The organism is Brevibacterium sp. LS14 (genome assembly GCF_012027885.1).
In the GTDB taxonomy this organism is placed as follows: domain Bacteria; phylum Actinomycetota; class Actinomycetes; order Actinomycetales; family Brevibacteriaceae; genus Brevibacterium; species Brevibacterium casei.
In genome coordinates, this window is record NZ_SJXG01000060.1 from 38,806 (window position 1) to 50,778 (window position 11,973).

Sequence of the window (11,973 nt, forward strand, 5' to 3'; positions counted from 1 at the left end):
CGATCCACGCAGAGCCGGGCGGACCGCCTCGGCGAGGGTCCGCGGCCGCCGGCACGCCGCGACGGCACGGGCACGCACTCTGGTCGGCCACCTCGGCGAAATTCTGTCGATCAACGCAGAGCCGGGTTTCCGCGTCGCGGGCGGCGCGGATTTCGGGCCCCACGTGGATCGGCGATGCGGCGGATCGTGGGAGCGTCGATTTCCCTGCTTGGCGTGGTTCGGCACGGAACCGGATCGCGGGTGCCGGCTGCTCGTTCCCAACGGAGCGCACCCGTGATTACCATGGACTATGGCGACACTACTGAAGATCCATCCCGAGAACCCCCAGCCCCGACTCATCACGAAGGCCGCCGAGGTGCTCCGTGACGGCGGACTCATCGCCTATCCCACCGACTCGTGCTACGCGCTCGGCTGTGCGCTCGAGAACAAGGCGGGCATCGAGCGGATCACGCGCATCCGCCACCTCGATTCCAAGCACCATTTCACGCTCATGTGCCACGACTTCGCGCAGCTCGGACAGTTCGTCATCGTCGACAACTCGGACTTCCGCGCGATCAAGTCGATGACACCCGGCCCGTACACGTTCATCATGAAGGCGACGAAGGAGGTGCCGCGCCGGATGATGCACCCGAAGAAGCACTCGGTCGGCGCGCGCATCCCGCAGAACACGACCGCTCTCGCCCTCGTCGAGGCGATGGGGGAGCCGATCCTCTCCTCGACGCTCCTCCTGCCCGGAGACGAGGACCCGCTCACCGAGGCCGACGACGTCATGGACCAGATCGGCCACGACGTCGACGTCGTCATCGAGTCCGGGACGCCGGGCGTCGTGCCGACCTCGGTCATCGACTTCACCGGCAGGTACCCGGAGGTCGCGCGCGTCGGCGCCGGCGACGTCTCCCGCTTCGACGAGGAGTAGGCGGCCCCCTCCGCTTCGACCCGCGGCCTTGCTCCGCTTCGACGCGGTGATCCGACAAAAACGCGGTCTGCAGACCGCGTTTTTGTCGGATCACCGCGTTGGTGGCGTGCCGGGCGTTGGATCACCGCGTTGGTGTGCTGTCGGTCGGTCCGGAGCGGCGCGTTCTCGCCCAGTGAGCAATCATTCGTTCAGGAGTGATTCTCGGTTAGAGTGAGACCTGACCGCAGTGAGACGGGAGTCACGCTGCGTCGCACACCACCTACCCCGGAGGATCACGCATGGCACGCACAGCAATCGTCACCGGAGGCGGACGCGGCATCGGCGCCGCGATCGCGACCAGGCTCGCCGCCGACGGCCTCAGGGTCGCCGTCCTCGACATGGGACCGACCGAGGACACTGTCTCGGCGATCACCGCAGCCGGGGGAGAGGCGATCGGACTGAACGCCGACGTCTCCGACGAGGACTCCGTCACCGCCGCCGTCGCCGATGTGGCCGATCGTCTCGGACCGCCCACCGTCCTCATCAACAATGCCGGCATCCTCCGCGACAACCTCCTGTTCAAGATGACCTACGAGGAGTTCGAGAAGGTCCTCTCCGTCCACCTCGGCGGGGCGTTCCTCATGGCCAAGGCCGTGCAGGAGCACATGGTGGCCGAGAAGTTCGGGCGCATCGTCTCGATGTCGTCGACCTCGGCGCTCGGCAACCGCGGGCAGACGAACTACTCGGCCGCGAAGGCCGGGATCCAGGGGATGACGAAGACGTGGGCGATCGAGCTCGGCAAGTTCGGGGTCACCGCCAACGCGATCGCCCCGGGCTTCATCGAGACCGACATGACGAAGGCGACGGCCGAACGCGTCGGCGTCGACTTCGAGGACTTCAAGAAGGCCGCGATCAGCCAGATCCCCGTCGGTCGCGCGGGAAAGCCCGAGGACATCGCCAACACCGCCTCGTTCCTCGTCTCCGAGGGCGCAGGCTTCGTCTCCGGCCAGGTCATCTACGTCGCCGGCGGACCCAAGGACTGATCCGCCCGCGCCGCGCCGCCCGCGCCATCCGCGCCACCACCCCACCCCACCGCACTGCTTTCGAAGGAGCCACACCATGGTCGATGCCGTCATCGTCTCCACCGCCAGGACCCCGATCGGGCGGGCCTACCGCGGTGCGTTCAACGACACCCAGGCCCAGGAGCTCGCCGGACACGCGATCGCCCACGCCGTCGAACGCGCCGGTGTCGAAGGCGCCGAGGTCGATGACGTCATCATCGGCTCCGCCCTCCAGCAGGGCAGCCAGTCGACGAACATCGGCCGTCAGGCGGGTCTGCGGGCGGGACTGCCCGTCTCGGTCGCCGGCATGTCCGTCGACCGCCAGTGCGCCTCGGGCCTCATGGCAATCGCCACCGCGGCGAAGCAGATCATCGTCGACGGGCAGAAGATCGCTGTCGGCGGCGGCGTCGAATCCGTCTCCCTCGTCCAGAACGAGCACATGAACACCTACCGGGCGAAGGACCCGTGGCTCGAGGAGAACGTTCCCGGGATCTACTACCCGATGCTCGCGACCGCTGAGGTCGTCGCCGAGCGCTACGGGGTCAGCCGCGAGGACCAGGACGCCTACTCCCTCGAATCGCAGAAGCGCACCGCCGCCGCGCAGGAGGCAGGGCGCTTCGACGACGAGATCGTCCCTCTGACCTCGACGAAGGTCGTTCTCGACAAGGAGACCGGGGAGACGTCCCAGCAGGAGGTCACGCTCACCAAGGACGAGGGCAACCGCCCCGAGACGACGCTCGAGGGGCTCGCGAAGCTCACACCCGTCCTCGAGCCGGGGGTCGCCTCGAAGGAGCCGAGCATCACCGCGGGCAACGCCTCCCAGCTCTCCGACGGCGCCTCGGCCTCCGTCCTCATGTCCGACGCCGAGGCGTCCCGGCGGGGACTGACCCCGCTCGGGATCTACCGGGGCATGGCCGTCGCCGGAGTCGCCCCCGACGAGATGGGCATCGGCCCCGTCTTCGCCGTCCCCAAGCTCCTCGACGCCCACGGGCTGAAGATCGACGACATCGGTCTGTGGGAGCTCAACGAGGCCTTCGCCGTCCAGGCGCTCTACTGCCGGGACCGGCTGGGCATCGACCCCGAACGCTACAACGTCGACGGCGGCGGCATCTCGGTCGGCCACCCCTACGGGATGACCGGGGCCCGCCTCGTCGGCCATGCCCTTATCGAAGGCAAGCGCCGAGGCGTCAAGTACGTCGTCGTGACGATGTGCATCGGCGGCGGGCAGGGAGCCGCGGGACTCTTCGAAGTCGCCTGACGCCTGCCCCTCCGCCGAGGCGCGCGCTGCGCCCGAGGCTAGGGCGCGCGCCTCGCCGGCGATTCGATAGACTGCCAGGCGTGGCAGCGATCGACAGGGACATACTCCGGCTGGCGCTGCCGGCCCTCGGCGCGCTCATCGCCGAACCGATCTTCCTCCTCACCGACACGGCCATGGTCGGCCATCTCGGTGCGGGCGCCCTCGGATCGCTCGCGATCGCCTCGACGATCCTCCAGACCGTCCTCGGGCTCATGGTCTTCCTCGCCTATGCGACGACCCCGCGGGTGGCCAAGCGGATGGGTGCCGGGGACACCCGGGGAGCCGTGGGTGCTGGGTTCGACGGCATCTGGCTTGCGCTCCTCACCTCGGTCGTCCTCCTCGCCCTCGGACTGCCGCTGCTCGGCACCGCCATCGGCGCTTTCGGACCGACACCCGAGATCGCGAGCGGCGCCCACGCCTATCTCGCGATCTCGTGGTGGGGACTGCCGTTCATGCTCGTCGTCATCGCCGCGACCGGGCTGCTGCGCGGCCTCCAGGACACCCGCACCCCTCTCGTCGTCGCCGCCGGAGGCTGTGTCGCGAACATCGGACTCAACGCCCTCTTCATCTACGGACTCGGCATGGGCGTGGCCGGATCCGCACTCGGCACCGTCCTCACCCAGGCCGGCATGTGCGCCGTCTACATCCTCATCGCCCTGCGCGCCGCCCGCCGCCACCACGCGAGCTTCCGCCCCGACTGGGCCGGGGTGATCTCCTCGGCGAAGACCTCGGGCTGGCTGCTCGTGCGCAACGCGAGCCTGCGCGCCTCCCTCATCATCCTCGTCGTCCTCGCCACCGCGCTCGGCGCCACGGACCTCGCGGCGATCCAGGTCGCCCAGAGCCTCTTCTTCGCCCTCGCGCTCGCCCTCGACTCGCTCGCGATCGCCGGTCAGGCCCTCATCGGCCTCCAGCTCGGGGCGCAGCGGGTCGACGTCGTCGCCGCGATCAACCGCCGCCTCATCGTCTGGGGCATCGGGTTCGGGATCCTCGTCGGCCTCGTCCTCGTCGCCGGCTCCGGGATCATCCCCTTCGTCTTCTCCTCCGACCCGGCCGTCATCGCCACCCTCACCGGACTCCTGCCCATCCTCGCCCTCGGCATGCCCGTGGCCGGGTACGTCTTCGTCCTCGACGGCGTCCTCATGGGTGCCGAGGACGCTCGCTACCTCGCTCTGGCACAATTGGTCGCGGTGATCGGCTACGCCCTCCTGCTCGTTCCGGTCACCGGACTCTGGCCGGGCGCACAGGGCCTGTGGGCGGCGTTCTGCCTCGGCTTCATCGGCCTCCGCGCGATCACGCTGGGCTGGCGAGTCCGCAACCACCAGTGGATCCGCACCGCCGTGAAGAAGGGACTGACATGACCAGCTCCGACACACCCGCCGACCTCCGATCCCGGATCCGACCGCTGCCGGCCGACACCCCCGAGGAGACCTTCCTCCCGTTCGTCGACCTCTGCTTCAACTGGTCGATGGACGCCCCGACGATCCCGCGCGAGGAGCTGGTCACCCGTCCCGACGCCCGGCACTACTTCGCCGACTGGGGGCGGACCGGCGACCTGGCCGTGGCCTGCTTCGACGAGTCCGGAGAGGAGATCCTCGGGCTCGCATGGCTGCGCCTGGCTGAGGGCGGCGGGGTCGAGACCCCCGATGAGGGTCCTGCCGATGCCGCGTTCGCGACAGGGCTGAGTGAGGATCCCGCCGAGGCGGGCCGGACCGTGGAATCCGAGGTGCTCGCCGAGGCGGATGCCGAGGACACCGGGAACCGGTCCCGATCCTCCGGTGAGAGTGCCCCCGCCGAGGCGGATGCCGGGACTGCGAAGGCGGGGCCTGAGACCGCGACCGACGACGCCGAGGACACTGCCGAGCCCTTCGCCGGCTACGGCTGGGTGGCAGCGGACATCCCCGAGCTCTCGATCACCGTCCTCCCCGACCACCAGGGGGAAGGGATCGGCACGGCGCTCCTCGACGTCCTCCTCTCACTCGCGAGGATGAGCGGGGTCGAGGCCGTCAGCCTCGCCGTCGAGGACGGCAACGGGGCGAAGAACCTCTACGTCGACCGGGGGTTCGCCACGGTCGGGCGCAACGGCGACTCAGACCTCATGGTGCGGCAGCTGCGGTAGGGAGGTGCGAAAGAGCCACGGGTCGACGACCTCGGCGATGCTGCGCCCGGCGATGCGGGTGAAGTGCGCGATGAACTCGGCCGTGTCGACGCTGCCGTGCCGGTGCCGGGTCGTCCACTCGCGGACGCCGTCGAAGAACACGGCGTCGCCGAGGTTGACGCGCAGAGCATGGAGGAACATTGCTCCGCGCTTGTAGACGCGGTCGTCGAACATCCCCGGCCCCCCGGGATCGGCGAGGACGATGTCCTGCGGGGAGACGGCGAGCGACTCGTACCAGCGCAGCGCCCACTCGTCGGCGCTCATCCGACCTGAGGCCTCCGACCACAGCCACTCCGCGTAGCATGCGAAGCCCTCGTTGAGCCAGATGTCCGACCACTGCCTCGGCGTGAGCGAATTGCCGAACCACTGGTGGGCGAGCTCGTGGGCGATGAGGCGCTCGGACTCCCACTCGGGTCCGAGGTGGTTGGGTCCGAGCACGGACAGCGGCTGCGACTCGAGGGGGATCTCGAGCTCCTCGTTCGTCACGACGACGTCGTAGCGGTCGAACGGGTAGGGCCCGAAGAGCTCGATGAACGCGTTCATCATGGCGTGCTGGACGGGCAGGCGCAGGGCCGCCCGGTTCCAGTGCTCGGCAGCGAAGAGCCCGAGGGGCACGGGGCTCGGCGCAGAGTTCAGGGGCACGGCGATCGGGCCCTGCCGGTAGCGGCCGATCTGCACGGTCGCAAGATACGTCGCCAGCGGCGTGCCCGACTGGAACGTCCACGCGGTGCGCCCGGCCCTGCGGACCTTCTCGACGAGGTCGCCGTTGGAGACGACGGTGTACTCGGATTCGGTGAGGACCGTGATCCGGAACGTCGCCTTGTTCGAGGGGTGGTCGTTGCACGGGAACCACGTCGAGGCCCCGATGGGCTGCCCGGCGACGAGGACTCCGTCCTCGAGCTCCTCCCAGCCGATGTCTCCCCAGGTCCCGATCGCCGGCTGCGGGTTGCCCGCGTAGGCGATGTCGATGCGCACCGGCTGATTGCGGGCAAGCGGCTCCGTGGTCAGGCGCAGCTTCCCGGCGCGGGCGGCGAAGCGGACCTTGCGCCCGTTGACGCTCGCCTTCGTCACCCGCATGCCCGTGAGGTCGAGGAGGATCGCCGTCGTCTCCGTGAGCACCCGCCCGGTCAGCCGGGCGCGGCCGGAGAGCCGGTTGGGTCCGATCCGGTAGTCGAGGTCGATGTCGTAGTGGTCGATGTGGAGGTCGGGGGTGCCGACTCCGGGGGTGTAGCTGTCAGGCATGGATCGTGTCGACCGCCTCGGCGCGGGGAAGTTCTGGGGCATCCACCCAGGGTATGACAGGATTGCCGCTGAAGTACGCATGCGGGGGCACGAACTCCCCGCGCATGACGAGCGAGGTCGCCCCGACCGTCGAGTTCTCCCCGAGGGTGGCGGCCGGCAGGATGACGCTGTTGGGGCCGAGCGTGGCACCGGCCTCGAGTTCGACGACGTCGAGGCTCATCACCCGGTCGTGGAAGAGGTGGGTCTGGACGACGCAGCCGCGGTTGACCGTGGAGTTGTCGCCGAGGCGGACGAGGTCGGCCTCGGGCAGCCAGTAGCTCTCGCACCACACACCGTGGCCGATCTTCGCGCCCATCGCGCGTAAGTACCACACGATCGCGGGCGTGCCCACGGCGTTGCGGGTGAACCAGGGGGCGGCGACGAGTTCGACGAAGCAGTCGGCGACCTCGCCGCGCCAGATGAACGACGACCACAGCGGGTGGTCGCCAGGGGAGATGCGGCCGACGAAGACCCACTTCGCGATGACGGCGAGTCCCGCCGCGACCGCGCCGGCCGCCAACATCACCAGCCCGGAGGTGACGAGGGCGAGGCCGACGGAGGCGAAGAAGTTCCCCCGCTCCCCGGAGATGCCGATCCCGCCGGGCAGGTCGAGCAGGGCGATGATCGTGAGGATGACGGCGGCGACGAGGGCGCCGCCGACCATCACCGAGGTGATCCGCATCGTCTCGAAGAGAGCGCGGGCGGCCTTGACCCCGAACTTCGGGGCGTACGTGAGCGTCTCGTCGGCGTCGACGGCGGCCCGGCGCAGCTGCACCGGGGGAGACCCGAGCCACGACGAGCCCTTCTTCGCCTTCGCCGGGGCCGCAGAGAGCACGGCGACGAGCGCGTTCTTCGGCACCCGGCGACCCGGGGAGGCGATGCCCGAGTTGCCGAGGAACGCCCGCTTGCCGACCTTCGCCCGGCCCGCGCGCATCCACCCGTGGCCGAGCTCGTAGCTGGCGACCATGGTGTCGTCGGCGAGGAAGGCGCCGGCGGCGATCGTCGTCATCTTCGGAACGAAGACGACGGTGGAGATCTCGGTGCCGGGACCGACCTTCGCTCCGAGCGCGCGCAGCCACCACGGGGTGAGCATCGAGGCGTAGAGGGGGAAGAGGAGGTCGCGGGCGAGATCGAGCAGCCTCTCCGTCGCCCACACCCGGTAGCCGCGGGCCGAGCGGACAGGGAATTCCCCCTCTTCCATCCCGATCGCGAGCAGCCGCACCGAGAGGAGGATGAGGAGGGCCGTGGTGAGGAACCACAGGCATGCGATGAGCGGTGACCACGCGAGGACGAGCCACGGGTTCGTCACGACGTCGATGCCGGAGACGGCGACCATGAGCCAGAGCCCCGGAATCGCGGCGAGGTAGGGCAGGGCGGCGTTGACCTGGGATCCGGCGGCGTAGAAGAGGAACGGCAGCCGTCGCCGGTCCGGTGGTGCCGGCCACGTCTTCTTCGCCTTGCCGATGCGCACGGCCGGCGAACCGGAGTAGATCTGGTTGCGCCGGACCTTCCCGGTCACCGCGGACCCGGCCTCGATGAGCGCCCCGGATCCGATGCGGGTGCCGGGCATGAGCGTCGAGCGCGCCCCGACCGTCGCGTTCTCCCCGACCTCGATCGTCCCGATGCGCAGCAGGTCCCCGTCGACCCACCAGCCCTTGAGGTCGACCTCGGGTTCGATCGCAGCCCCTGCCTCGAGGGTGAGGAAGCCGGTGACAGGCGGGGCGGAGTGGAGGTCGGCGTCCGAGCCGACCCGATTCCCGAGCAGGCGCGCGTACCACGTCACCCAGGGGGCGCTCGCGACGGAGACGGCGGCGGCGATGTCGGCGATGTGCTCGGCCAGCCACAGGCGCTTGTGCACCCAGCCCGAGCGCGGGTAGACCCCGGGCCGCAGCCCGAAGAGGAGGAGCCTCGCTGCGGCGGCGGAGATGAGCATCCGCCCCCACGCGGTGACGAAGACGAGGAAGAGGGTGATGACGACCGGCCACGGGGTGTGAGGGACCGCGGCGCCGAGTCCGGCGGCGAGGTTCGCGAGCACCATGGCGATGACGACCCAGCGGACTCCGGCGAGGATGTGGACGGGGACGGCCAGCAGCGTCTGGAACGCCTGCATCCCCTTCGAAGTCCGTGCGATGTCGCGCTGCGGTCCTGCGGCGACGGCGGCGCCCTCGTCCCCGAGGCACAGGGTCGCGAGCGCCCCGAACCGCGGGTGGGCGTAGATGTCGCCGACGGTCACGCTCGGGTGCTCGAGGCGCAGACGCGAGACGAGCTGGGCGGCGGCGAGGCTGCCGCCGCCGACGGTGAAGAAGTCCGTGTCCGATCCCGGCCGGGTGCCGAGGACCGCCGTCCACTGTTCGGCGATCCACTCGACGTCGGGGCCGAAGGTCTCCGCGGAGTCCTCGGCCTCGGCCGTCTCGCCCATCGGCCAGGGCAGGGCGTTGCGGTCGACCTTGCCCGAGGTCTTCGTCGGGAGTTCGTCGACGAGGGCGAGCCGGGGGACGAGCGCGGCCGGCAGCTCCGCCCGCAGCGTCTCCTCCCAGCCGTCGATCCTCTCCTCGGCCCCCGCCGAGGTGGTCGCGAGGTAGCCGACGAGGATGTCCGTTCCCGCCGGGGTCGTCTTCACCGCGGCCGCCGCACCCTCGACACCGGGCAGAGCCTGGAGGGCCGCGTCGATCTCTCCGAGTTCGATGCGCCGACCCCCGAGCTTGATCTGCTCGTCGGCGCGACCGACGAAGATGAGTCCCCGTGGGTCGTTGACGACGAGATCGCCGGACCGGTACGCGCGGTCCCAGCCGAGTGTGGGCATCGGGGCGTACTTCTCGGCGTCCTTGGCCGGGTCGAGGTAGCGGGCGAGCCCGATGCCGCCGATGATGAGCTCACCGGTCTCGCCCTCGGCGACGGGCACGCCTGCGGCGTCGACGACGGCGAGCGCCCAGCCGTCGAGCGGGAGGCCGATGCGCACGGGCTCCGTGCCGTCGAGGATCGCCCCGCATGCGACGACGGTCGCCTCGGTGGGACCGTAGGTGTTCCACACCTCGCGCCCCTCCTCGCTCAGTCGTCGCCCGAGCTCGGGTGGGGCGGCCTCGCCGCCGAAGATGAGCAGCCGCACGGCGTCGAGCGCCTCGGCGGGCCAGAGTGCGGCGAGGGTGGGCACGGTCGAGACGACGGTGATGCCGCGCGAGGACAGCCAGGGGCCCAGGTCCATTCCGGACTTGACGAGGGAGCGGGGGGCCGGCACGAGGCACGCACCGTGGCGCCACGCCAGCCACATCTCCTCGCAGCTGGCGTCGAAGGCCACGGAGAGTCCGGCGAGCACCCGGTCGCCGGGACCGAGCGGATCGTCCTGACAGAACAGCGCCGCCTCGGCGTCGACGAAGGCGGCGGCCGAACGGTGGCTCACGGCCACACCCTTGGGGGTGCCCGTCGAGCCGGAGGTGAAGATCACCCAGCAGTCGTCGTCCGGGGTGGGGCTGCGCAGCTCGGCACGGTCGAGGGGTCCCCGGTCGGTGCGGGCCTCGATCACCCGTCCCGCGGTGATCACCCCGGTCACGGCCGCCTCGGAGAAGACCGTGCGCGCCCGTTCCTCCGGGTCATCGACGTCGACGGGCACGTACGCGGCCCCGAGCATCATCGTGCCGAGGATCGCGACGTAGAGGTCGACCGACCCCGAGGGCACGCGGATGCCGACCTTGTCACCGGGACCGATGCCCGCCTCGGCGAGGGAGAGCGCGAGATCCCTGATCTCGACGATGAGCTCGGAGTAGCTGAGCACGGTGTGCCCGTCGTCGATCGCCGGCTGATCACCGTGGGCACCCGCCGTCTCGAGGAGGACGTCGATGAGGGTGCGGTCCTCGCGCGGGCGAGGCTGAGCAGGGAATTGCGCGGCGTAGTCAGTCACAGTTCTTCCGGATCGAGCGACCAGGGGCCGGTGCCGAGGCAGACGACCCGTATCGGCCCTGATCATACTGCGTCAAGGTGTCGAACCGGTGAACATGACGCGGCCCCGCCGGACGTGATAGATGTGAGGAAGCCGACACCGATGATGAGGAGATTGCCGATGGTCACAGTGTTCACGAATGCGCAGGTCTTCGACGGGACCCGGTTCATCCCGGGCCGTCGTGACGTCGTCGTCGACGGTGGGCGGATCACGGCGATCACCGAGGCGGGGCAGGGCTCCCACAACGCCTCGGACACCTTCGTCGACTGCTCTGAGCGCACCCTCGTCCCCGGGATCATCGACTGCCACGTCCACCTCATGAGCGCCGGCGCGGCCAGCACCTCGGCCTTCCACGACCCCTTCTCGCTGCCGTTCTACTCCTCCGTCCGTCACATGGAGGAGACGCTCGCGGGCGGGGTGACGACCATGCGCGACGCAGGCGGGACCGACCTCGGCGCCAAGGTCGCCGTCGATACCGGCGTCGTCCGGGGACCGCGGATGACGATCGCCGTGACGATCATGTCCCAGACCGGCGGGCACGGGGACTTCCACCTCGTCTCCGGCTCCGACTCCCCGTTCCTCGCCCCGCACCCGGGACGGCCCTCCGGCGTCGCCGACGGCGTCGACGGGGTCCGGCGCAAGACCCGGGAGCTGCTGCGGGCGGGAGCCGACCACATCAAGATCTGCTCGACCGGGGGAGTGCTCTCCCCGCGCGACGATCCCCGGCACTCCCAGTTCACCGAGGAGGAGATCGCCGTCATCGTCGCCGAGGCGGCCGCCCAGGGAGCGCACGTCATGTCCCACGCCCAGGGGGCGCCGGGGATCAAGAACGCCGTCCGGGCCGGGGTCCGCTCGATCGAACACGGGATCTACCTCGACGACGAGGCCATCGACCTCATGCTCGAGCACGGGACGTTCCTCGTCCCCACCCTCCAGGCGCCGCGGGCCGTCATCAAGGCCGCCGAGGCGGGGGCGAGCCTGCCCCAGTCCGTCATCGACAAGGCCCACGCCGTCATCGAGACCCATCACGAGTCGATCGTCAGGGCACACGAGGCGGGCATCCGCATCGCCATGGGCACCGACGCCGGGGTCGGACCCCATGGGAAGAACCTCGAGGAGATCAGCCTGCTCGCCGGGGCCGGTCTGAGCAGCGCCGAGGCGCTCGCCGCAGGCACCTCGGTCGCCGCCGACCTCCTCGGCCACGACGACCGGGGGCGCATCGCCCCGGACGCGCTCGCCGACCTCGTCCTCGTCGACGGGGACCTGAGCAGCGACGACGTCCGCGGCATCGAAGACCGGGTGAGCGAGGTCTGGCTCGACGGCACCCGCGTCTGAGCACGCGCTGCCGAC

Annotated in this window: 8 protein-coding genes; 6 read left to right on the top strand and 2 right to left on the bottom strand. The window is 70.4% G+C overall.

The features are described from left to right. The first annotated feature begins 289 nt into the window (after window positions 1-289). The 5 genes from EZE58_RS14695 (at window position 290) to EZE58_RS14715 (ending at window position 5,369) form a co-directional block, all read left to right on the top strand. Window positions 290-916 (top strand): L-threonylcarbamoyladenylate synthase, encoded by a 627-nt coding sequence (locus EZE58_RS14695; protein ID WP_009379991.1) that lies wholly within the window; start codon window positions 290-292, stop codon window positions 914-916. A gap of 278 nt (window positions 917-1,194) precedes the next feature. Continuing rightward, window positions 1,195-1,938, top strand: coding sequence for an SDR family oxidoreductase (locus tag EZE58_RS14700; RefSeq protein WP_009379990.1), 744 nt, complete (start codon window positions 1,195-1,197; stop codon window positions 1,936-1,938). A 76-nt stretch (window positions 1,939-2,014) separates the two neighbouring features. Continuing rightward, complete coding sequence (locus tag EZE58_RS14705) at window positions 2,015-3,214, top strand: acetyl-CoA C-acyltransferase (protein ID WP_063250858.1); 1,200 nt, start codon at window positions 2,015-2,017, stop codon at window positions 3,212-3,214. 80 nt (window positions 3,215-3,294) lie between these two features. Beyond that, window positions 3,295-4,611, top strand: coding sequence for an MATE family efflux transporter (locus EZE58_RS14710; protein WP_063250857.1), 1,317 nt, complete (start codon window positions 3,295-3,297; stop codon window positions 4,609-4,611). Continuing rightward, window positions 4,608-5,369, top strand: a complete 762-nt coding sequence (locus EZE58_RS14715; protein ID WP_101623659.1) for a GNAT family N-acetyltransferase — start codon at window positions 4,608-4,610, stop codon at window positions 5,367-5,369. The genes EZE58_RS14710 and EZE58_RS14715 overlap by 4 nt, the downstream gene beginning before the upstream one ends. Here EZE58_RS14715 and EZE58_RS14720 read toward each other — a convergent pair. Together EZE58_RS14720 and EZE58_RS14725 are read right to left on the bottom strand one after the other, a co-directional pair. Continuing rightward, complete coding sequence (locus tag EZE58_RS14720; protein ID WP_167560831.1) at window positions 5,340-6,650, bottom strand: M1 family metallopeptidase; 1,311 nt, start codon at window positions 6,648-6,650, stop codon at window positions 5,340-5,342. The genes EZE58_RS14715 and EZE58_RS14720 overlap by 30 nt on opposite strands. After that, complete coding sequence (locus EZE58_RS14725; protein WP_167560833.1) at window positions 6,643-10,584, bottom strand: Pls/PosA family non-ribosomal peptide synthetase; 3,942 nt, start codon at window positions 10,582-10,584, stop codon at window positions 6,643-6,645. The genes EZE58_RS14720 and EZE58_RS14725 overlap by 8 nt, the downstream gene beginning before the upstream one ends. Window positions 10,585-10,743: 159 nt before the next feature. Here EZE58_RS14725 and EZE58_RS14730 point away from each other — a divergent pair, with 159 nt between their 5' ends. Beyond that, window positions 10,744-11,958, top strand: a complete 1,215-nt coding sequence (locus EZE58_RS14730) for an amidohydrolase family protein (protein WP_009379979.1) — start codon at window positions 10,744-10,746, stop codon at window positions 11,956-11,958. Window positions 11,959-11,973: the final 15 nt, after the last annotated feature.

What these genes read in the sequence shown, in the direction of transcription:
- EZE58_RS14700 (WP_009379990.1), top strand. Translation starts at nt 1,195, where the DNA reads ATGGCACGCACAGCAATCGTCACCGGAGGCGGACGCGGCATCGGCGCC.
- EZE58_RS14695 (WP_009379991.1), top strand. Translation starts at nt 290, where the DNA reads ATGGCGACACTACTGAAGATCCATCCCGAGAACCCCCAGCCCCGACTC.
- EZE58_RS14705 (WP_063250858.1), top strand. Translation starts at nt 2,015, where the DNA reads ATGGTCGATGCCGTCATCGTCTCCACCGCCAGGACCCCGATCGGGCGG.
- EZE58_RS14730 (WP_009379979.1), top strand. Translation starts at nt 10,744, where the DNA reads ATGGTCACAGTGTTCACGAATGCGCAGGTCTTCGACGGGACCCGGTTC.
- EZE58_RS14715 (WP_101623659.1), top strand. Translation starts at nt 4,608, where the DNA reads ATGACCAGCTCCGACACACCCGCCGACCTCCGATCCCGGATCCGACCG.
- EZE58_RS14720 (WP_167560831.1), bottom strand. Translation starts at nt 6,650, where the DNA reads ATGCCTGACAGCTACACCCCCGGAGTCGGCACCCCCGACCTCCACATC.